This window comes from Bradyrhizobium sp. SZCCHNS3016, assembly GCF_032484535.1.
Lineage (GTDB): Bacteria > Pseudomonadota > Alphaproteobacteria > Rhizobiales > Xanthobacteraceae > Bradyrhizobium.
The window spans coordinates 1-21156 of record NZ_JAUETE010000028.1 but is presented as its reverse complement, the minus strand read 5'-3'; the positions used below and the strand labels follow the sequence as shown (position 1 = coordinate 21156).

At 65.4% G+C, this 21156-nt stretch carries 12 protein-coding genes; 7 read left to right on the top strand and 5 right to left on the bottom strand.

What is annotated here, in order from left to right; genetic code table 11:
• Positions 1 to 73: 73 nt before the first annotated feature.
• Both QW881_RS31660 and QW881_RS31655 read right to left on the bottom strand, forming a co-directional pair.
• On the bottom strand, positions 74 to 1345 hold the full coding sequence (locus QW881_RS31660; protein ID WP_315758289.1) for an acyltransferase: 1272 nt from the start codon (positions 1343 to 1345) through the stop codon (positions 74 to 76).
• Positions 1346 to 1422: 77 nt separating this feature from the next.
• On the bottom strand, positions 1423 to 2373 hold the full coding sequence (locus QW881_RS31655; RefSeq protein ID WP_315758288.1) for a glycosyltransferase: 951 nt from the start codon (positions 2371 to 2373) through the stop codon (positions 1423 to 1425).
• Positions 2374 to 2640: 267 nt separating this feature from the next.
• On the opposite strand from QW881_RS31655, the gene QW881_RS31650 reads away from it, so the two are divergent.
• Positions 2641 to 4608: a glycosyl hydrolase family 28-related protein gene (locus tag QW881_RS31650; protein WP_315758287.1), complete on the top strand. Its 1968-nt coding sequence runs from the start codon at positions 2641 to 2643 to the stop codon at positions 4606 to 4608.
• Positions 4609 to 4637: 29 nt separating this feature from the next.
• On the opposite strand, the gene QW881_RS31645 is transcribed toward QW881_RS31650, so the two are convergent.
• A complete protein-coding gene (locus QW881_RS31645) occupies positions 4638 to 6032 on the bottom strand; it encodes an O-antigen ligase family protein (RefSeq protein WP_316159234.1) in 1395 nt (464 codons plus the stop codon).
• 298 nt (positions 6033 to 6330) lie between these two features.
• On the opposite strand from QW881_RS31645, the gene QW881_RS31640 reads away from it, so the two are divergent.
• The 3 genes from QW881_RS31640 (at position 6331) to QW881_RS31630 (ending at position 9122) form a co-directional block, all read left to right on the top strand.
• A complete protein-coding gene (locus QW881_RS31640; protein WP_315758285.1) occupies positions 6331 to 7539 on the top strand; it encodes a WecB/TagA/CpsF family glycosyltransferase in 1209 nt (402 codons plus the stop codon).
• Between the two features lie 168 nt (positions 7540 to 7707).
• Entirely contained in the window at positions 7708 to 8742 is a 1035-nt protein-coding gene (gene opgC, locus QW881_RS31635; protein WP_315758284.1) for an OpgC domain-containing protein, read from the top strand.
• Positions 8743 to 8861: 119 nt separating this feature from the next.
• A complete protein-coding gene (locus QW881_RS31630) occupies positions 8862 to 9122 on the top strand; it encodes a hypothetical protein (protein ID WP_315739498.1) in 261 nt (86 codons plus the stop codon).
• A 52-nt stretch (positions 9123 to 9174) separates the two neighbouring features.
• On the opposite strand, the gene QW881_RS31625 is transcribed toward QW881_RS31630, so the two are convergent.
• The gene (locus tag QW881_RS31625) at positions 9175 to 11553 is read right to left on the bottom strand and encodes a polysaccharide biosynthesis tyrosine autokinase (RefSeq protein ID WP_409999029.1); all 2379 of its coding nucleotides are present in this window, start codon (positions 11551 to 11553) and stop codon (positions 9175 to 9177) included.
• A 279-nt stretch (positions 11554 to 11832) separates the two neighbouring features.
• On the opposite strand from QW881_RS31625, the gene QW881_RS31620 reads away from it, so the two are divergent.
• The 3 genes from QW881_RS31620 to QW881_RS31610 all read left to right on the top strand — a co-directional run bounded on the left by QW881_RS31620 (position 11833) and on the right by QW881_RS31610 (position 17419).
• Positions 11833 to 12555: a response regulator transcription factor gene (locus QW881_RS31620; RefSeq protein WP_315758282.1), complete on the top strand. Its 723-nt coding sequence runs from the start codon at positions 11833 to 11835 to the stop codon at positions 12553 to 12555.
• Positions 12555 to 13934 carry an ATP-binding protein gene (locus tag QW881_RS31615; RefSeq protein ID WP_315758281.1) on the top strand — a complete coding sequence of 460 codons (1380 nt, stop codon included), beginning with the start codon at positions 12555 to 12557 and terminating at the stop codon, positions 13932 to 13934. The genes QW881_RS31620 and QW881_RS31615 overlap by 1 nt, the downstream gene beginning before the upstream one ends.
• Positions 13935 to 14299: 365 nt before the next feature.
• Positions 14300 to 17419, top strand: a complete 3120-nt coding sequence (locus QW881_RS31610) for an NAD(P)-binding protein (RefSeq protein ID WP_315758280.1) — start codon at positions 14300 to 14302, stop codon at positions 17417 to 17419.
• Between the two features lie 8 nt (positions 17420 to 17427).
• Here the strand turns inward: QW881_RS31610 and QW881_RS31605 are convergent, their stop codons facing one another.
• On the bottom strand, positions 17428 to 20496 hold the full coding sequence (locus QW881_RS31605; RefSeq protein ID WP_315758279.1) for an ATP-binding protein: 3069 nt from the start codon (positions 20494 to 20496) through the stop codon (positions 17428 to 17430).
• Positions 20497 to 21156 lie beyond the last annotated feature (660 nt).

Below are 21156 nucleotides of genomic sequence, written 5' to 3'. Positions count from 1 at the left end.
CATGAGGGCGCCCGTGCCCGTGCTCTTGGTGCCGGCTGCAGCAGCCGGTGAGCGTTGACGAGGGCCGATGCGCTCAGGATGCGCGTGTCGTCGGACTCTCGACGAGACGGTCGCCAAGCGGCCAGTCTGCGCCAGATGTATCCTGCGCTTGGCCTGCAGCAGGCACCGGCCTGAACTTGTGCCGGAGCTGCCTGAAATACGGCTCGATGAAGCGCTCGATGGCCGCCGCATAGAGGACTGAGATCAGGAGCGCGAGCGGAAACAGGATGTAGGGTTTGGCGGCGATCGCGGGCAAGTTCTTGTCGATCGTTCGGATCACGACGTTGTGGATCAGATAGATCGCGTAGGAATAGGTGCCGAGCGTCATCACCCAGGCGTGATTGAGATGACGAAACAGCGGCGCGTCGGCGAAGCGGACCGCGAAGTAGAACAGCGGCATCAGCGCCAGTCCCTGAAGGCTGTAGCGGGCGGTCTCCCGGAACACCGGATCACGGTAGACCAGGGAGACCAGCAGCGCCCCCGCGGCGCCGGCGAGCAGCGCCCATTGAGCCGCCGACATCCGTCCGGAGGAAGAGCGCTGCCGTACCGGGGTCATGACCAGCGCCAGGATGCAGCCATAGGCGATCGAGTCGATGCGGGTGTCCGAGGCGTAATAGGTGCGGTCGGAGAAGAATTCCGGGGCGTGCACCAGATGGATGCGCCAAGCGAGGACGCCGAGACAGACGAGCCCGAGCAGCGCGCCGATGGTGCGCGGCCGCAGCGCCGATCCGAGCAGCAGGGTCATCAGCAAGGGATAGACGATGTAGAAGTGCTCCTCGACCGCCAGGGACCACAGAATGCCGGTGCCGTCGGGAACCGTATTGCCTGGATCGAAGAACAGGCCGTAGTAGTTGGCGAAATACAGGACCTGGGCCGCCAGCCCCTTGGCGGTCATTCCGCCGTCCAGCAGGCCCGCGGCGGTGAGACCGTAGGCGATCGCCAAGGACAGCAGCAAAGGCGGCATCAGCCGGAACACGCGCCGCGCATAGAAGCTGGGAACGTCGAGCGCGCCGGTGCGCTCATGCTCGGCCAGCATCAGCGTGGAGATCAGGAAGCCGCTCAGGAAGAAGAAGATGGTGACGCCGAAGCCGCCGGGGACCATGGCCTGAAGTCCGGAATGGCCCAGGACCACGATCAGCACCGACAGCGCGCGGATGCCGTCGAGTGATGGAATGAGCAGGGATGCGCTGCCATGCGCGTTCTTCCCGCGTGACGCTGTCGGCGCGGCCGCACCGCCGTCGACAGACGGCATCGGCGGCACGGCGGAAGCATCACGAAGGCGGCTGAACTCGAGAATGTTGGCCATGCTGTCCAAATGGAGTCGGAGAAACACCTAGCTTCGCAATTCTCGCGTCAGTACCGCGGCGATCTGTCCGCCGAGCGTCATCGCGTATCGGCTGCGGCGTGGCTGGCCCGCCAGAGCTGAGCCCGCTCCGCATCGATCCGGGCCGTCGCGGCGCGCTTGCCCAGGCGCAGGCAGGCGTGCTGATAGGCGCGGAGGAAGCGCCGGAACTCGAGATCGTCGTAGCGCGGCAGGCCTGCCAGCCAGCTCCGGAAATAGCCCCACAGCATCGCTGTGCTGCCGATCAAGGCGGGATAGGCCGGCAGGTGATAGACCGCCACCGCGAACTGGTACAGCGGCGACGTTCCCATGAAGTACTGGCCGAAGCCCTTCCGCAGGCGTCCAGTCCAGATGCCCTTGTGACTGGCGCCCTGCGGCCGCAGATGGATGAAGCGCAGTGCTTCGGTGTCGATGCTCTCGGCGATCCAGCCGAGCATGCGGCAGCGGTGGCAGTCGATACCGTCCCACATGACCTGGCGCACGAAGCCGCCGATCTCCTGGAAGCAGGCGACGCGGTAGAACTTGGTCATCCCGACCGACATCTCGTCGCCGCAGACCTCCGGCTCCAGGGCGCCGGTCTGCGGGTGGACGAACCACGGCTTGCCCGAGGTGGTCCCGACCCGCGGATCGCTCTCCATTCGCTCCATCAGCAGTTCGAAGTAGCGCCCGGGCAGATCGAGGTCCATGTCGAGCTTGCAGAGATAGTCGAAATCCTCCAGCCGCACGCTATCCAGGCCGGAATAGAACGCCTCGATCACGCCAGGACCGACCTTGCGTCCGCCGCGATCGGCGCGGCGGATCACGCGCAGATAGGGCAGGCGCTGGGCGTACTCCTCGAGAATGGCGGGGGTGTCGTCGGTCGATCCGTCGTCCACCACGATCCATAGCGACGGCGGCACCGATTGCGCAGCGACGCTGTCGAGAGTCCGGCGGAGGTATTGGCCCTCATCCCGGCAGGGCGAGACGAGCAGGTAGCGGCGCGATGGCGTCACGTATCAAATCCCTTGCGGAAGACGGAAGGACCGATGCAAACCTGCTGCGAGCAGGGGAGTCACCGGTCGCCTTTCAATAAATTAAATCGTGATTTAATATTATGTCATGTCGCGTGTCAAAGTCATGGTGTTTTTAGATCGGCGCGCCATTTCAATGTGTGGTCGGTCCTGCGAGAAGGTCCTATGGATAGCGTCCGCCTCGTGATCCCCGGTTGCACTCAGGCTCCGTCCCGGTCGTCTGCACGGGGGCCGCGCCGGATCGATGCCGTGGGCATCCGGGCGCTTTGCACGGCAGCGCTTGCCCTGCTGATCCTCAGCGGAGCTGCCGAGGCCGCCGAGCCGGCCGCGTCCACCCGGCCGGCATTGGCCGGCAGTCTCCTGCCGGCGGAGCGCCTGGCCGCCTGGAATCCGGGGTTGATGTCAGCCGGCGGTATTCCGAGCCGCACCATCATCTATCGCACGCTGTCTCCGAGCGGGAGAGACGACAGCGGCGCGATCCAGGCCGCCTTGAACGCTGCGCCCGCCGGCCAGGTCGTGATGCTCAACCCCGGGACGTTCATCGTCAACGAGCCGCTCTTGATCAGTCGCCCGGTCACGCTGCGCGGCGTGGGCGCAGGTGCGACCAGGCTGGCGAAAACCAACGGCGCACGCGCACGAACGTCGGCCGTGATTGCCGGCACGAAGGGAATCCTCACGCCGGTCGACCCGAGCTCGTACAGTTATGATCCCAAGCCTGTCATCATCGTCGGACCTTCGCGCTGGAACAATGGCCCCGACAGCAGCGCGTCGCAGAACCTGCTGGCCGACGGCGATCAGGGAACGTCGACCGTCACCCTCGCCAGCGCCGCGAACTTGAAGCCGGGCGATTTCGTCCTGCTCGACGAGGTCTCAGGCGCATCGTGGCAGGCGACGCCTGCCGGTTTTCCGGCGGGAGCGAAGGTCTGGCAAGGCGATCGCGTCGCCTGGAACATGCACGATCCGGTTCAGCCGGGCGATGACAATGGCGGGGCGAATGCCGGAGGTCCCTTTGACCAGACCCCCGGTGTGCTGCCGAAGCCGATGTCGTGGTTCGCCCGCGCCGACCGGGCGACCGCCGAGATCAAGGAGATCGCCTCGGTGACCGGGAGCACGGTGACATTCACCTCGCCGCTCACGATCAGCTATCGCAGGGATCACCAGGCGCAGCTCACGCCCTACAGCACCGACCCGAACAGCGGTCGCCACGCCGCCAATCATCGCGACATCCACGTTGCCAATGTGGGCGTCGAAGATATGAGCATCGTCGGTGGAGCGGACGGCGCGTTGCGGTTCGAAGCCGCCGCTTACTCCTGGGCCAGATCCGTCGAGGTGACGCAGTGGCTCGGCGAGGGCGTGGCGATCAATAATTCGTTCCGGGTCGAGCTCCGCGATTCCTACATTCATACCGGCTCGTGGCCGCAGCCGGGCGGCGCCGGATACGCGATCAGCCTGGCGGCGGGCTCCTCGGAGGTCCTGATCGAGAACAACATCCTCGTCGACGTCTGCAAGAACATGGTGTTCCGGTCGTCCGGCGCCGGCAGCGTCGTCGGCTATAATTATGTCGACGACTCGTTCGATTTCGACAACCCCGGCTGGGTCGAGGTCGGCATCAACGCATCGCACATGGCCGGCGCCCATCACGTCCTGTTCGAAGGCAATCTGTCCCACAATGCCGACAGTGACTACACCCATGGCAACGCGATCTATCTGACCTTTTTCCGCAACCATCTCACGGGGCAACGCCAGCGCTTCGTCGATCGTTCAGGCATTCGAGCCGTGGGTCTCGCATATGGCTCGTGGTGGGATTCGTTCGCCGGCAACGTGCTGGGTCGGCCGGGACGCATGAGCGGTTGGACCTACGACGATCCTTCGATGCAGGTCGGCACGGCGGTTTGGGGGCAGGGCGGTGTCGGCAACGTCTGGATGCTTGGTTACGATCCGGAGCGATGGACCATGGCGCCAGACCCGAAGACGCTGGCCACGGTGATCCGCGGTGGCAATTTCGACTATCTCACCAGCAAGGTGGTCTGGACCGACGGCCTCGCGGCGCAGCCGCTCCCGGCGTCGCTGTATCTGAGCGCCAAGCCGGGCTTTTTCGGCAATCATCCGTGGCCCTGGGTGGATCCGACCGGCGATACGAAGCTGCATACGTTGCCGGCCAAAGCGAGATTCGATGCGGGCACGCCGTTCGCGGCGACGCCGGGAACAACGCAATAGAGCTGGCGTGAGGCTCCAACGGGTTTCCGTCAGGTGCGGACACCGAGTCGCGGCCGCCATGCCGGTCGTGTGCGGCTCCAACGAGCCGGTAGCCTGCTCACCGGCTGAGGAGAGGCGGGCATGCTCTGTTGCGACCTCCGCCAGTATCGCGCGGCCTCGACCGTGACGAGCACGAACACGACCCAGGACACGTCGAAAGCGCGCAGCCACAAGGTCTCGAGAAAATCATACAACATTACGAACAAGGCGACGGACAGCAGGATCCACGCTCGCTTGTAGTCGTAGCGCGCCACGCGGCCGATGACGTGAACGGTGGCCGCCAGAAAGACGAGGAGAAAGGCAAGACCCACATAGCCCAGCTCGAGCATCGCATCATAATAGCCGTTGTGGGAGTTCGGCATGGCCTTCACCCAGCCAGGTGCCTCGGTGATGCTCGGTGCGTCTGCCCCGACCAGCCAGAAGCTCTGATAGCCCCATCCCAGGAGCGGCCTCTTCGCGATCTCCATCTCCGAAAAGGCCCATATGGTCGTCCGGCCGGTGAAGCTGGAATCGCCCGTCAGCAGATAGGCGATGCGGCCGGTCGTGAAGCCCGCGAGCTCGCCGAACATGAAGTAGCCAAGGATCATCGCGGTGAGAATCAGAATCGGCGCAAGCCGCAGCGTTCTCGCGATCGCGAGCGTCAGGATGGCCAGGACGGGAGCGACCAGAGCGAGACCGAGCGCGGTCTTCGAGCTCGAGAAGAAGATCAGGGCGATGGCAGCGACGGCAACGACGATCCCGAGCGCGCGGCGCGTTCCGGGATAGAGCAACTCGTGAACCGAGAGCAGGAACGCAATGGCGGCAAACTCGCCCAGCAGGTTCTTTCCTGAGAAATAGCCCTGGTAGCCGATGTCGACCAGCGTGTTGCCGTATAGCGCGTAGGTCGCATAGCCGCCGGGTAGCAACAGTATGTTGAGGATCACGCCGACCGCGAAGCAGAGGAACACCCCGCGCATGATGTTGGCGTTCGGGTTCGACAACAAGGCGGGCAGCACGACGGCCGTCAGAACCATCGCTTCCTGGACGAAGCGGACGAAGGCGAACTCGGGTTTGAATGCCCATCCGATGCTGGCGCCTGCCAATCCGAAGTAAGCGCAGAGAGCGATGATGTTGGGCGGAAGAGCAAGCCGGTCGCCGCGGGCCAGGCGTTGTATCGCAACGACGATGGCGACGGCTGCGAGGACCGGCCAGAAGACCCGGTTCTCAATCCGGCTCTCGAGCAGGCCCTGGAGCCCGGCCGACGGTGGGAAGCTGAAATAGATCAGCGGCTGAATGAGGGACGAGTAGGCGAAGGCCAGCACCGGTATCAGCGCGCAGACGTCGAACGTCCCCGCAGAGGCCCGCGGCCCGGCCGACATCGACGTCGTCGCTGAAATTCTCGGCATCACAATCTGGCTCAGACATTCGAACGGGGCGGCCGGGCCGGCAGCCGCCAGGAATATTGTCGAGCGATATTATCCAGAGATGCAATTAAATAAAAGCGCCTCGTTGTGTGCCTGGGAGACATTGCTGCGACTGCGCCGCAAATCTGCTCTGGCATTCACAAATAAATCGTATTAAATGCGTCGTGTGATTTAAAATTAAATAGTGATATTTTGGTCACCCGCCTCCGTCAGGGAGGTGCGGCCGGGGTCCGCAACCCGGCATCTTCGTGCGGCGGGGCAGATTGAGGGAGAGCGGCTGATGCTGACCACGCATGAATTGCAGGAGCCGGGATCCGCCCTCTATCGCGTGGGGCGCTCCGGGACGGGTCGCGGTCGGCCGGAGGCCGATGCTGCAGCCATGTCCGACCCCGCAGTTCCCGACGACCTCGCGCGCGACGTCTATTGCGTCCTCGGGATACCGGTCGATGCCATCGGCATGCGCGGCGTGCTGCGCCGCATCCGCGATGCTGCCCGACGCAGAACGCGGCTTCTCATCTCGACTCCCAATCTCAACTTCCTGGTCGCCAGCCAGTCGAACAGGAGCTTCAGGGAGTCGCTGATCCTGAGCGATCTCTGTACGGTCGACGGCATGCCGGTGGTCTGGATCGCCCGGCTGCTTGGGATTCCGATCAAGAGCCGGACGGCCGGCGCGGACATCTTCGACGCGCTGAAGTCGGAGGCCGGAGCAGCGAACGCGCTGAAGCTCTTTCTTTTCGGCGGCCCGGAGGGAGCCGCCGAACGGGCCGCCCGGACGCTGAACGGCCAGTCGGCGGGATTGCACTGCGTCGGCTGGTCGAACCCCGGCTACTTGTCGGCCGAGGAGTTGAGCCGGGATCACATCATCGACGAGATCAACGCCAGTGGGGCCGACTTCCTGGTTGCCTCTCTGAGCAGCGTGAAGGGACAATCATGGTTGCAGCGCAATCATGAGCGTCTCGAGATTCCGGTCCGCGCCCACCTCGGTGCCGCGCTCAACTTCCAGGCCGGGACGGTGAAGCGTGCACCCGCAATCCTGCGTCGATCAGGCTTCGAGTGGCTGTGGCGCATCAAGGAGGAACCCTATCTCTGGCGTCGCTACTGGAACGATGGGACGGCGATGCTCGGCCTCATGCTCACCCACGTGCTGCCGTTCGTGGTCTGGACCTGGTGGATGCGGCGCACGCATGAGCGGGGTGAGGCGCTGACCATCACGCAGGACTATGGAGTGCGAGCGGTCACGCTCAGCCTGTCGGGGCCCGCCGATGCGCGCCACGTGGACAGGGCCATCCCGGTTTTCCGTGCCGCTGCTGCGTCCCGCAAGCCGGTCACGCTCGATTTCTCGAACGTCTGCGCCATCGATGCGCGCTTCCTCGGATTGCTGCTGATGCTGAGGAAGCAACTGGAAGCCCATGGCTGCATAGCGACGTTCGTGGGCGTTTCGCCGCTGATGGCCCGCATCTTCCGCTTCGGCGGACTGGACCGGCAATGACAGGGGGAGGCTCGTCACCGATCGCATCACGGTTCCCGCAGTCGGTGGTTCGATGATCGCCGCCGCGGCGCTCGCCGGCGTTGCGAAGGATTGCCTGAGCCGTGAGTCCGACCGGCGCCCCTCGGCTGATTGCCGCCCATGGAGTGACTCGTGTTCGGAGATTGAGCGTTGAGCGCTGCAGGTCCAAAAGGACGCGAGCTTCTGATCGACTTCTATCGAAGCTGCGCGATGCTGTTCGTATTCTATCATCACACAGCCAACGTCTTTCCGGACTCCGTCGATCTGTTCACGAAATTCAACCCCTTCGCCGAACTGTTCGTCGTGATCTCGGGGTTCATGGTCGGGTACGTCTATCTGCACAAGGAGAGACACGGAGAGCTCGTTGTCCGCGGGTTGAAGGTACTCGCCGCCTATTTCGTCATCTCGGTGCCGGTCGCGATTGGCATGGCTGTCCTGGGGAAGAAGCGAGAGCCGGTGGGGCAGGCGATTTTCGACGTTCTGACGTTCCAGTCCGAGCCGACCTGCATCACGATCCTCAAATTCTACGGGTTGATGTTCCTGCTGCTTCCGTTGATCCTGCTGGTGTTCAAGCGCCGCAGGCTCCTGGTGCTCGCGTTGTCGGCTGCGATCTTCGTGGCCTGCACCTGGTTCAGCAATACGACCACGGCAACCGAGTTCGAGAATCCTGCCGTCATTCTGTTGCTGTTCTCGCTCCAGGCGCAGATGTTCTTCATGATTGGCATCTGGCTCGGAGATCTCCATCGGTCCAACCGCTTGATCGGACCCGCGTTCTACACGGCGCTGGCGGGGATCTTCATCTTCGGGCTGCTGCTCGACTACGGATTCGGCTTTCCTAGCAACGGCGAAAAATACCCCTATCGGTTCGACAAGCTCCTCAACCTGCTTTGGACATTGCCGCTGCTGTTGGCGCTGTTGTGGGCGGTGTTCGCGCGCACCCGGCGATCGCCGGCGGTCGCGCTCATCCTCAACGTCGGCCAGAACTCGCTGATCGCGTTCCTGGGGTCGGAGGTGGTGCGGCAAGCGGTCAAACTCGCGCTCCTCCTGGGGGGCGTTCACCCGCAGGTCTACGGCCAGACAATGATGGGCCTGTTCGATGTGGTCCTGGTGACCGCGGTGCTTTGGCTCTACCGGGCACGCTGGCAGAACCGCCAGACAGTGCTGCACCCGCTCAGCGGGCCGTAGCGGCGTCTTTCGCCTGGAAGTGTTGCTCCAGTGCGCTTGCTCGAATCCTCCCGGGCGGCTTAGCTCATCGCTAACCATTGGCCGCTAGCCTCTCGAGACGCCCGAGGAGGCATGAACTGATGTGGGTGATAACGCTTCATTTTGCAGCCGGGGTCGTTGCCGGGACGATGTTCACGGTTCGCACGCTGCTGGCGCTCGCCGCGATCGTCTTCATGGAGTCTATCGCGGCTTCGATCGTCAGCGGGCTGTCGGCCGCGCTGTATGCCGGCGCCGGTCTGATTGCAGTCCAGGTGGGCTATCTCTCAGGCGTCTATGTCCGCAGCGCTCTGGAGCGTGCCGGCATCGCCCATCCCTCCATTCGCCCCGAGCACCAGCGCTGACGGCCGATCTCTTCTCTGTCAGCGGCTCATTCGATGGCGCGCGCTGACAGACCTACTCGGCCATCACGCTCCCGTAACGAGCGTAATATTTGTGGTTGTAGTAGTCGCCGAAGTGATTGGCGTAGCGCTTCAGCGCCTTCATGTTCGTCTTGTTGAGCACGACGCCGAACAGGGCATCGTAGACGTTGGGAGCCGTGTTCAGCGCGTGCTCGACCACCTCGGCCGGCGTGCGTCCCCATTCCACGACGAGGACGAAGCTGTCGAGCAGCGCGGAGATGGCGCGCGCGTCGACAACGGGCGCGAGCGGCGGAAGATCGACGATGACGTAGTCATAGGCTGCCCGCAGCTGCTCGAACAGCTTGCGCATCTGCTCGTTGCCGAGGATATCGCTGGTGTCGCGATGTGCGGCGCCCGTTCCCGGCAGAAAATCCAGGCGCGTCACCGGGTCGGTCCAGACTGCGTCTGCGAGCTGGCATCCTCCGAGGACGATGTCGGCGATCCCGGTGCCGGCATCGGGGGCCAACATGGCGGAAAGCGACGGATTCCTGAGGTCGCAATCGACCACGATCACCCGCTTGCCTGAATTTGCGATGAGCTGAGCCAGCGACGCGGCGATGATCGACTTGCCTTCGTTGGGCAGGGCGGACGTCAGTCCGAAGACCTTCCGCGACGTCCGGCTCGGATCCTGGTCGATGGCGACTTTCAACGAGCGGATGGATTCGGCGAAGCGCGAGGTGGGCATGGCGGATGCGGCCCAACAGGTCCCGGGGCCTCTCGAGACCATGCGCCGGCTGCTATCGGGTTCGGCCTTGTCGGGGTCGGCCTTGGCAACGGCGTTGACCGTCGCCTTCTTGGTGAACCTGTCGACTTCGCCTCGTTTGAGCAGAGGGACGACTGAGAGGCAGGGCAGGCGCAGGCGATCCTCGACCTGGTCGGTCGTCCGAAAGCTGCGGTCCTTGACTTCTGCGAGCAGGCCCAGGCCGCCGCCGAGCGCCAGGCCGCCGAACAGGCCGATCGCCATCAGCACGATGGACTTCGGCTTGATCTTCTTCTTCGGCGGTGTGGCCGTTGAGATCACCCGCGCCTTCGCAATCGGGAAGGAGCCCTGCTGGACTGAGCCCATGTAGCGCTGAAGGAAGGTGTCGTAGAGGGAACGATAGCTCTTGGCGCTGGTCTCCAGCTCGCGGAGGCTGAGCTCGGCCGCCCTGGTATCCTGCGACCGGACAACGGCCTGCGCCAGCTGCTTCTCGATCTCCTGCTGCTGCTGCCTGGACTCCTCGTAATCGTGCTTGGCGACGTCGGCAAGGCGCCGCACCTCGTCGACGATGGCCTGGCGGATGCTCTTCATCGTCGCGCGGATATTGACGACCGCGATATGATCCTTGCCATATTTGGCGGAATACTCGTACTCGCGCTTGGCGCTATCGAGATATTGCTGACGCAAGCTGTTGATGATGAGCGTGCTGTTCGAATTGCTCAAGGAGAGACCGTCGGGCGGATTGACGTTGCCGCTGAGCTCTGCCGGGGAGAAGTCGGAGACCGCGGCTACGCGGTCGATCGTCATGTCGGCATTGCTCGTCGCGAGCATGTCGTCGAACCGATTGAGCCGGGTCATCAGCGAGGCGGTACGCGTGCGCACCGCCACCAGACGGTTGGTGAGCTCGGTGACCTGCTGCTGGTCCATGAACCTGCCGTCGGCCGAGACGATATTGTACCGGCTTTTCAGCTCGTTCACGGAACGTTCGGCGGCGGTCGCGTCGTTGCCGAGATCCTGCAGGCGGTCGTGAAGCCAGGCGGTGATTGTGCGGTGCTCGTTCGCCTCCGCCTTCAACTGCTGATCGAAATACTCCTTGACGATGGCGTTGGCGATCATCGCCGCCCGACTGGGGTCGCTGGCGCTGAAGTCGACCTCGACGACCGTGCTCGTGCCAATTCTGAAGGCGTTCATCCTGCGCTGGAATTCGTCGAGGAGATCGTCCATCGAGGGCCCGTTCGGCTGCGGCGCCGAACTCACGAGGCGGCGAACCGCATCAACCGCACCATGCAGCGGGCTGGCTTTGCCGTTGAAGTCGGGATCGTCCGCCAGGTTGAGCTTGTCGATGACCGCTGTCGCGATCGACTTCGATTTAAGGATCTCGATCTGCGATTCCATGTCGAGCGGCGGCTCGTCCTGAACCGGCGGTTGCGGCTGCACGACTGCGGCTTTCGAGGTGCCGAGCATGATCTTGACGTCCGCCGAGTAGGTGGGCGGTAGGATTTTCAGCAGGGCGAAGCTGGCCACGAGCGAAAGCACGGTGGTGATCGCGATCACCAGATAGTGCCGGCGCAGGAATCCCAGCGCCATGTCGAACGGTCCGGGTCCGCTACGTTCCCAACCTTGCTCCTGTGGAGAGGGGGAGGCAACCGTGCTCGCGTTAGGATTGTGCAGCATGTTTGTGAGGCTTTTCAGTTGCGCTTCGGACGTCGGAGCCGCCCGGTTGCCTGCGAGAACGAGGATCTTGTTTTATAACCATTAAATGATATTGGAGTGCCGCGCGATTTAATTTATATTAAATCTGATTTTGCTCAGCAAGTGGCTCTGCAAAATTAAATGTCGCCTGCATGGGCGTCCGGCTCGTCCGCATCCCGGTATTTGGCTGCCGCGTAACGGCTTGTAACAGTCGCTCCCGGCCCATTGCCAAGCCGCGGGTTTTGGGCATCAGTCCTGGCGATGAGCATGCCTGCGGCCACGCTTTTGATGGTGGAGGACGATCCGGAGATCAGCCGGCTCGTCAGCGATTTCATGCGCCGGGAAGGGTTCGAGATCGAGGTCGCCGCCACGGCGCCGGCGATGGATGCCGTGCTGCGAAGGCTGCGGCCTGATCTCATCATTCTCGACCTGATGCTGCCGGGAGAGGACGGGCTTTCGATCTGCCGCCGGCTGCGGCAGAGCGACGACATTCCCATCCTGATGCTGTCGGCCAAGAGCGACGAGATCGATCGCGTGGTCGGGCTGGAGCTCGGCGCCGATGATTACATGGTCAAGCCTTTCGGACCGCGCGAGCTTCTGGCCCGCGTTCGCGCGCTGCTGCGGCGCTCCCAGGCGAGCCCACCGCGTGACGCGAGCCGGCGTTTCGGTTTCGACCGGTTCGTGGTCGATGTCGATGCCCGCAGCATCGAGATCGTGGATGCGCAGGCCGCGCCGATCCAGCTGACCTCGGCGGAATTCGACCTGCTCGCCTGCTTCGTGCAGCGGCCACGGCGGGTGTTGAGCCGCGACCAGATCCTGGACTGGACGCGCGGCCGCGCCGCCGACCCGTTCGACCGCACCGTCGACATGCTGATCTCGCGGCTGCGGCGCAAGCTCGATGCCGCAAGCCCGGGAACGAACCTGATCACCACCGTCCGCAACGGCGGATACCTGTTCACGGCGACGGTGAGGCCGGTGGCGTGATGATGCGGCTGACGCTTGCGATGCGTATCGGCCTCATCGTCATCATCGGCCTGCTGGCGATCTGGATCGTCACCCTGGCGCGGTTCTACCGCGCCCGTACCGCCGAGCTCGAAGGCGCGACGCCGCCGCCGACGCGGCTGGCTGCGCTCGCCGAGCTGATCGAACGAACGCCCGGGACGGAGCGGGGCCGGGTCGTCGATGCCGTGTCCTCCGACCGCTTCGAGGTCCGGCTGGTCGGGGCCGACGCGGCGGTCCGGCCTCCGCGGACAGAGCCCGCGCCGGTCCGGTCCGGATTGCGCGACGCCTATGCCCGCGCGCTGGGTGCGCGCCCGCTGACCATCACCTCCGTGCCCGAGCCGGAGGGCCGGTGGTTGCCCCGGCTCGCGCGGGCGCCGCAGAATGCCCTGGAGTTTCGCATTGGCCTGAACGGCGGCGATGTTCTCGTCGTGGACTCGCGCTCGTCGCTGGTGCTGACCCAACAGGGGCTGCCGATCGGCTTCGGCGCAGGCCTGTTCGGAACGGTGGTCGCGCTGTTCGCGCTCCTGATCATGCAGCGTGAGACGCGGCCGCTGGTGCGCCTTGCGGCCGCCGTCGACCGGGTCGACCCCGGCGGGGCGGCGGTACCGCTGCCCGACGTCCGCCGCAATGCGCCAGAGGTTCGCGCCGTGGTCACGGCGTTCGGACGACTGCAGGACCGGCTCGCCGATCTGATGCAGGCGCGCATGGCGCTGGTCGGCGGCATTGCTCACGACGTTCGCACCTTTGCCACGCGGCTGCGACTGCGTACCGACCAGATTCCAGATGACGCCGAGCGGCAGCGCGCCGTGGTCGATATCTCCGACATGATCCGTCTGCTCGACGACGCGCTGCTCGCGAGCAGGGCGGGTGCCGGCGAGCTGCCGCAAGAGCTTATCGCCTTCGACGAGCTGGTGCGCGCCGAGGTTGAGGATCGCCGCGCGCATCGGGCGCGGGTGCGCTTCGACAATGCAGGCGACGGGCGCGAGCTGCTGATGCTGGGCGATCGCGTCGCGCTGCGCCGTATCGTCGCCAACATCATCGACAACGCGCTCAAATATGGCGAGGCGGCGCACGTCTCGCTGCAACGCCAGCCGGAGCACGCCGTGCTGACGGTCGATGACGAGGGGCCTGGGATTCCCCGCGACCAGCGCAAGGCCATGCTGGAGCCGTTCACGCGCCTGGACACGTCGCGCAATCGCGGCACCGGCGGAGCCGGGCTCGGGCTGGCGGTGGTGCGGACGCTCGTGGAGGCCCATCGCGGCAGCATCGAGATCACCGACGCGCCGCGCGGCGCCCGCATCGTCGTGCGGCTGCCGATGTTTCTCGACGGACCCGGCGACGTGCATTCCGATCCGGCGTGATCGACGGCGGCGTGATCGGGGCGCTGTCTTTGAGTGGTGGCAATCCGCCGATCTTCTCGTAAAAGTTGAGGGGAGCGACGTCGCCGGCGGGAAGGATGCCATGGCCTCCGTCGTCGCCTCACGTGAGGTCGACGATGCGCCTTGCGCCGCTTGATGATCGCGTGGAGATTGTGATAGGTATTCGATGCATCCTCATTGCATCGCCGCGCGGATTGAACTGGGCGCGGCGCCGATTTTGTAAACCCATAGTACCGAATGTCATTCAACCGCACGGGCCGCGCGGACCGCGGACCCGCGCGCCGATGGACGACGTCGTACCGGCTCGCCCGGGCACGAACGTCCGAGGTCAGGGCAGGATCATCGACATGGCAGCAAGAAAGACCCGCGTGGCGATATTGGGCGGCGGCATCGGCGCGTTGAGCGCGGCCTTCGCCTTGAGCGAGATCGATCCGCGCGGCGAGCGCTACGAGATCACTCTCTATCAGCTCGGTTGGCGCCTCGGAGGCAAGACTGCCAGCGGACGCAACGCCAAGCAGGGCCAGCGCATCGAGGAGCACGGGCTGCATATCTGGGCCGGCTTCTACGAGAATGCCTTCACCATCCTGCGTGCAGCGCTGAAGGCACTCGATGCGCCGCCGAGCGATCCGATCAGGACGATCGATGATGCGTTCAAGCGGCAGAACGAGATCTTCTACGCCGAGGACATTGATGGCCAATGGTTGCCCTGGCCGTTCTGGTTCCAGCCGGACGTCGATGAATCGGTCTATCCTGGCCGGGACAGCCTGTGGGCACCCGCCGACAACATCGTGCCGCCGCTCTCGACCCTGCTGCTGCGGACCATCGCCAGCATCATCTTCAACCTGAACTACTACCTCAACGACTGGCCGGGCGACCAGAATGCCGAGCTGGCGAAGGTGATCGCCACCATGCCCGCCGAGCGGCGGGCCCGGCTGGCGGCCGTTGCGCCTGATGGCAAGGGCCATCCGCTGCTGCTGCTGGCCCACCGCGTCGGCGAGAAGCTGCACAGTGACGTCGAAGCGATCCGGCGAGATGCCCAGGGCGACATGGCGGCGCTGCTCCATGCGTTCCGCGGCATCGTCAAGGAGCACCAAACGATCGACGGCCTCGAGGAAGGCCTGCGGCGGCTGTTGATCCTCACCAATCTCGGCATCTGCATGCTGCTCGGCATCATCGAGAATGACTGCCTGACGGACGGCCTGGAGGTTCTCGACCGGTACGAATTCCGCAGTTTTCTCGCGCAGCAGGATGAAGAGGCCGCCAACAACGCCATCGTGACCGCTCTCTATGAATACATCTTCGCCTTTCGCAACGGCTCCCGCGAGCCGTCGCAGCAGCAGGTGTCGGCCTGCTCGGCCGTTCAGGGACTGCTGCGGCTGTTCTTCACCTACAAGGGCGCGTTCTTCTATAAATCCGTCGTTGGCATGGGGGATACGATCTGCACGCCGATCTACCAGGTGCTGGCGCGGCGCGGCGTGAACTTCAAGTTCTTTCACAAGGTCACGAGTCTCGAGCCGACCGAGGACGGCAGCAACATCGCGACCATCCACATCGACAAGCAGGTCGAGTTCGTCGATGGCAAATATGATCCCCTGGTCCTGGTGAAGGATTACTGGTGCTGGCCGTCCGAGCCCAAATGGAAGGAGATCGAGAATGGCGAGTACTACGCGCTGAAAGGCTACAATTTCGAGAACGCCTATGGTCCTCCCAACCCGCCGCAGCCGCCCCCGGCGGCGCGGCTCAGCCTGCAGCTCGGCGAGGATTTCGACAAGGTGGTCCTCGGCATCTCGGTCGGCGCGCTCAATGAGATATGCCAGTCTCTGGTGCAGCAGAAGCCGGCCTGGGCCGACATGGTCGACAATCTCCCAACCGTGCGCACCATGGCGCTGCAGCTCTGGCTCGACTGCGCGGTCGCAGATCTCGGCGGTCCCTACGTGGCGCCTGGGCCGTCGCTCGAGACGATGGGGCCGATCGTCACCACCTGCAAGCCGCCGCTCGACACCTATTCCGACATGTCGCAATTGCTGCCGGCCGAGGACTGGCCGGCGCCGGGGCCGCGCTCGGTCGCCTATTATTGCGCCATCATGAGCGACGAGAGCGCGCCGAACAATGAAGAGCTGGCTGCTGATTATGTGAAGAGCGCATCCAACGACTGGATGACCTCGTGGCTCGACACGCTGTGGACCAACATCGGCAGCGGCAGCACGTTCCGATGGGATCTCCTGCACGCGCCGAGTGATATCAGCGGATCGGCGCGGCTCGACTTTCAGTTCTGGCGCGCCAACATCAATCCCAGCGAGCGCTATGTGCTGAGCCTGCCGGGCACGCTGCGGCATCGGATGGAGCCCGGCAAGTCCGGCTACGACAATCTCTTCCTCGCCGGCGACTGGACCCGCGTGCCCGAGATCAACGCCGGATGCGTGGAGGTCGCGGCGATGTCCGGTCTTGCCGCCGCATCGGCGCTGTCGGGCGTCTACATTCCGATCGTCTCGACCAGTCCCGAACCCTACATCACCAACGCCTACGTCAACTACGCCGGATGGATCACGCTTCCGCCGGCTCCCTACCTCTGCAACGACTCGACCTTCTACGGCTTCGCCGTGCCGGCGGACCTCGGCGCCTGCCAGCGATTTCTCGACCGCTCCTTCAACCGCGTCGCCGGCCGCGACCAGTTCCGCGTGATGCTGGACATGGCCTTCGTCAACGTCATCCAGGTGCGCAAGAGCCAGGCCGCCACGCCGCCGTTCGCGGAGCAGGGGACGATGTCCGAGACCGATATCGGGCTGTGGCTCTTGGTGGGCAGCTATGAGCGGGGCGCTTTGCTGCCGAAATCGATCGGTTTCGTGCCGGCCTATCTGTTCGTCGACAATGCCTGGTCGGTGGTTGCGGGGCAGGAGCTCTGGGGCTTTCCCAAATATCACGCGACCATCGCCCAGCCGACCAGCGCACCATCGAACGATCCGTTCGACGTCTCGGGGCTGGCGATTGCCAGCTACGGGCCGGAGGCCCATGCCTCCCAGCAGCGCATCATCCGAATCGAAGGCACGGCGGGATCGACCCCGACGGCAGCGGCCTCTCCGGCGGATGCGTTCCGGCAGCTCTGTGCCGGGGCCGACCAAGAGCGAATGAAGCAGCTCACGAGCGGGCCGGGCATGGCGTCGTTCCTGGGCGGCGTCTGGGGCCTGCCGATCCCCGTGTTCTATCTCAAGCAGGCGCGGTCGGCGGACAGCCTCACCGCGGCGAGCTACAAGACGCTGTTGAACGGCGCGCTCGACCTGACGGGGCTGCGCGGCTGGCAATTGCAGTCGGGCAACTGGTCGATCGAGATGAGCGCTCTCGACAGCCTGCCGTTCATTCGCGACCTCGGGCTCGGCACGCCCGTCGATGGCAAGCTCGTGCTGACCGCGACCACGCGCATCTGGGCCGAGATCGATTTCACGGTCGCCAGGGCCAGCCCCATGGCCTGAGCAGGTCGTCACGCCGATTGTCGCCTCGGCGCGTCATCGTCGATGGCGGCGAGCCGCGCCGCCGCCCGGCGCAGGAACGCCGACGCGCCCTGCGCCTCGGCGACCGTGACGGCCTCGCGTAGCGCGGCCGTCACCTGGCCGGGTGCGGTGTCGGGGAGGGCGGCCAGGATCTCGGCGCGCCGCCGATGCAGCGGCGACAGGAAATAGCCGTCGCCATAGCGCCGCGCGGCGTCGATCGCCGCGTCGATCGTCTGCATCGCCTCGGCCGTCTTGCCGACGATCAGTTGCAGGCCGGCGACCTCGCCGAGATAGAAGCAGGAGAAATGCATCATGCCGAGCGTCTGGAACGCCGGCAGTGCCTCGCACGCAGCCGCGAGCGCCTCGTCTGGATTCTTGCCGAGATGGCCGCGGGCGTGCGCCTCCAGGCTGCCCGCCACCAGCTGATAGAGCGGATAGCCATGGTCGCGGCAGATGCTCAGGGCCTCCTCGGTCGCGAGGAGGACATCCTCATAGTCGCCGCGTGCGAGCTGATAGAAGGCGAGCCACGACAGCGCCCAGGCGAGGTCGAACGGGCGTCCGAGCCGGCGCGCATGCGCGATGAGATCGCTGGCGATCGCGGCCGCGCCGGCATCGTCTCCCATCGCATGCAGCACCTGCAGCAGCGAGGCCTGGCCGGCGACCAGCGGATCCTGCGAGGACAGTTGCGGCAGCCGCGCCCCGTTCGACACCTGATAGAGCTGCACCGCGGCGGCCAGGAGCCGGCGCGCGGCGGGGAGGTCGCCTCTGGCGAAGAGAATGTAGCCCAAGGCAATGCCGCTCTCGATCCGGTGCTCGGGGAGGCCGGTCTGTTCGCCGATCCCCAGGCACAGATGCGCCATCTCCTCGGCACCGTCGAGATCGCCCGCGATGATCAGGAAACTGCAGATGCCGCGCAGCACGGCGAACAGACCGGCGGTGTTGCCGAGCGCGTCGCAGATCGCCCTTGCCTCGGAAAGCGCCTTGCCGACCTCGGGCACGGTGTAGCCGCGCGAGGCGGCGAGGCTGACGGCAAGCCCGATCAGGAGCTCGAGCTCCAGTCCGGCGCGCTCGCCCTCGGCGGATTGATGACGCAGCAGGTCGAGCGCCGTTTGCAGATGTCGTGCCGCTTCGACATGCGCGGCGCGCGAGGCGGCACGCCGACCCGCGGCCGCCCATAATGGGATGGCCTCGGCGATCGCGCCACTCTCGGTGAAATGGTAGGCCAGCAACTCCGGCTCGGTGTCCCGCGTCTCGGGAAAGCGATCGCGCAGCACGGCCGCGATCCGGCCGTGCAATGTCTGGCGTTCGCGCCGGAGCAGGGACTCGTAGGCAGCGTCGCGGATCAGCGCGTGCTTGAACGTGTAGAGGCTGTCGGGCGGCGCGCCGCTGCTCTCCACGAGGCCGGACTTGACGAGCTGATCCAGGCTCTCGCCGAGCCTGGCTTCGGGCTCCGCCACGATGGCCGACAACAGATCGTAGCTGAAGCGGCGGCCGATGGCGGCGCCGAGATTGGCGATCCGTCGCGCCGGTCCCAATCGGTCGAGCCGCGCCACAAGGGAATCCTGCACCGAGGCGGGGATGGCCACGCTCGCATGACCGTCCCAAGCCGGCGCCGCCGAGGCTTCGATGACGTACTTCGCGAGCTCTTCCAGGAACAGCGGGATGCCCTCGCCGCGGCTCACGATCTGGTGCAGCGTCGTCGCGGGCAGCGCGGCCGAAGCGGCCACATGGGCGCAGATCCGCTCGGCGTCGCCGTGACTCAATCGTCCGAGCTGGAGCCGCGTGACCTGCGGGCTCGCGGCCCAGGGGGGCTCATATTCGAGCCGCGCCGTGACCACGATCAGCCAGCGGCGTTGTCCGGCGCGCCGGATCGCCCGATCGAGCAGCTCCAGCGTGGTCGTGTCGCTCCAATGCGCGTCTTCCAGCACCAGCAGCGCCGGCCCGGTCGGCACCATCAGGTCGATCAGCCGGAGCAGCGTCTCCCGCGTGACCTCCGAGCGCTTCTCGACGGTCATCGTCTGCAGGGGACTGTCCGGCTCGGGAGCGACGCCCAGGACATCGGCGAGCACGGCGCGCGCCGTGGCGTCGCCGACGCCGTGCTCGTTCATGAAGCGATCGAGCTTGTCGCGACGCGTCGCAGCGCCGTCGGAGCGGTCGAAGCCGGCGATGAGCGCGAGCTGTTCCGAGATCGGATACAGCACGCTGTCACAGCGGGTGGGGCTGCAGTACCAGATCATCTGCAGTTGGGAGACGTCGGCCACGCGCCGGCGCAGCTCCTCGACCAGCCGCGACTTGCCGATGCCCGGCTCGCCATGGAGCAGCACCACTTGTCCGCTGCCGAACCGCGCCGCCGCCCAGCAATCAAACAGACGCGCCAGCTCCTGGTCGCGGCCGACCAGAGGGGAGCTTTCGCCGCGAATGCGGGCGTGGAAACGGCTCGCGACGGCGGCTTCTTCCAACACCTCGAACGCCTCGACAGGTGCGGCGAATCCCTTCAGCGCGAACGTGCCGAGATCGCGGAAGTCGAACATGCCGCGCGCGATGCGCTCGGTCGTCCGGGCCACGACGATGCTGTCGGGGGCGGCGATCGATTGCAGCCGCGCCGCGAGATTCGGCGTCTCGCCGACGATGTCGACCGGGCGGCCGTCGGCGCGGGGTAGCAGGTCGCTGACCACGACGAGGCCGGTGGCGATGCCGATGCGCAGACGCAGCGCCTGTCCGTGCGGCGCCTCGAGCCGGCCAACGGCGTCGCGCAGGGCGATGGCGGCGCGGATCGCGGTGGCCGCATCGTCTTCCCCGGCACGCGGATAGCCGAAATACGCGAGCACGCCGTCGCCGGCATATTGCGTGATGGCGCCGCCATGGCGGCCGATGACGTTTTCGCAGGTCGTCAGGAAGGCGTCGATGACGCTGGTCATATCCTCCGGATCGAGCCTGACGGTGAGCGAGACGGAGCCGACGAGATCGCAGATCAGCGCCGTGACCTGCCGCCGCTCGGCGCGATGCATGCCGAGCAGGCGCGAACTCGTCGTCGTATCGGATGACGGCTGCCGCAACACCCCGCCGCACCCGCTGCATACGTCCGAGCCCGGTGGATTGGGGCGACCACAGGTTTCACAATCCATCTGCGTTCGGGCTCCCGGACACGGCTACGGAATGCGAATGAGCGCGAAGCGCGGAGCTGGCGATGCGGGCGCGGTCACGGCGTCCGTATCGACCGACGTCGCGCGCCGAGCGCGATGCATCGGTTTGCGGTACTGGCATTTTGAGCGCGACCAGGACCGGCTGATCATGTCCAACTCATAGCGCATTCGTGGCAGGGTAGCAACGGTGCCGCAATACTCGCGATCGCTCCGGGGAGCGGGAACGATGTCGGACGGCTCCCTCGGGAGTCCTCGATGCTGGCGGGACCGTTCAAGGCTGCGACGATTTGCCTTCGATGTGGGCACAACAGGTCGCCTCTCCTGCGGAGCGAGTCGCGCATGATCTCGCGATCCCGCGGCGGATGGCCCGTCCGGGCGATGCATCGTGAGGCCCCCGGGAAAGCGTGAGGGCGCAGGGAAGGCCGGACCTCGACTGAGGCCCGTGGCCCGCCTGCGAAAAAAATGCAGGCGGCAGGTACCACAGGTCAGCCGGAAACCCGGGGCGGGCTCAAGCGGTGGTCGCAACACCAAGTGTTTTCATTCGTGACAGCAGCTCGTCAAGCGCCTCTGCTGGAG